This is a genomic window from Thiolapillus sp., assembly GCF_048562965.1.
Classification (GTDB): Bacteria; Pseudomonadota; Gammaproteobacteria; order Chromatiales; family Chromatiaceae; genus Thiolapillus; species Thiolapillus brandeum_A.
The window spans coordinates 1-1,370 of sequence record NZ_JBHNMF010000785.1 but is presented as its reverse complement, the minus strand read 5'-3'; the positions used below and the strand labels follow the sequence as shown (position 1 = coordinate 1,370).

At 47.3% G+C, this 1,370-nt stretch carries 1 protein-coding gene; it reads right to left on the bottom strand.

Features of this window, described 5'->3' with window-relative positions:
• Positions 1-178 precede the first annotated feature (178 nt).
• A partial coding sequence (locus tag ACOCD2_RS20070; protein ID WP_419625957.1) for a type I restriction-modification enzyme R subunit C-terminal domain-containing protein occupies positions 179-1,370 on the bottom strand: 1,192 nt, incomplete at its 5' end.

Below are 1,370 nucleotides of genomic sequence, written 5' to 3'. Positions count from 1 at the left end.
CCTTTATAGTCAATTGCTTAGCTATAAATTATACCCAGCTCACCAGGAATTTCCCAGCAACTTCTCGATGTTTTTTTACGTTAATTCAATAGGTTGGCATTTTTGGATGGACACTATTTAGCTACTTGGTGGATATTGAGATCAACTAGGCAGATCTTTGATCTGCTTTTTCCAGTAATTACTGCTGAGGCGCATACAAGTGCTTCTGAAATCCGATGAATACATCCCGTATTTCAGCAACACTCCCAAGTTCTGCCACAGCATCCCCCACAGAGAAATACTTCAATTCCAGAAGATCAGGCAGTTTTTCCTGTGCCAGTTCACCAACACCCTCTGTGACATAGTGCTCCAAGACAAAATCCAGGAATTCTTGCTGCTTATCCTGGTAGTGTTTGAATATCTGCTCCCTGTTGAGGTTGACCCGTTCTTCCCTGGTTATGGTGGAAAGGGCAAAGGCGATGTAGGCGAGCACATCGAAAAGATCGCTTTTTTCGGCATTGATCAGTTCCCTAATAGCAACCAACTGCTCTTCGCCATAGCCTTTTTCCTCCAAACTGACTAAAAGTTTCTGGCGAGTTACAGGATCTCCCCACAGTGCACGCAACTCATCTTCATCCTTGAAGAGCGTCGGCAGTAATTCACCATATAGCCCTTCAACGAATTCGGCAGCTGACATGGGTTTCCCGTCTGGGCTCCAGAAGGTAGTTGCCGACATATGCTGGATGGTACGCTCCTTTCCATCTGCCAATTTGACCTTTATCTTGACCTTTTTCTGGCAGATACAAGGATCTTCACCACACTCCGAACAAGAACCGGGAGGCTCTTTTTCGCAAGTACAGGGGCTGTTGCCACATACAGGACACTGTCCAGGGGGCGTTTTCTCGCAGGTACAGGGTATATTGCCGCAGCGTTTGCAAGGTTCTGGCTCAAGTGGTTCACCATCCCATTCCGGGTCACTGAAATGTTCGTAGGCTTTCACGAAGTCATAGATGGTGAAGTAATCCTTTCCGTCAAACAGGCGGGTACCCCTACCCACAATCTGCTTGAATTCGATCATGGAGTTTACCGGACGCATTAGCACGATATTACGGATATTGCGGGCATCGACGCCGGTTGAGAGTTTCTGTGAAGTAGTGAGTATTGTCGGAATTGTCTTCTCATTATCCTGGAAAATCCGTAGCCATTTCTCACCTTCAGCACCGTCATTGGCGGTTACCCGTATACAGTAGTTCGGATCCTTGCTGATCTTGTTCTGGTTTATTAAATCACGGACAGCTGCAGCATGTTCCTGCGTGGCACAGAACACCAGGGTCTTCTGGTTCTGGTCGATCTTCTCCATGAAGAGTTTGACCCGGTAGGCTTCCCGCGCA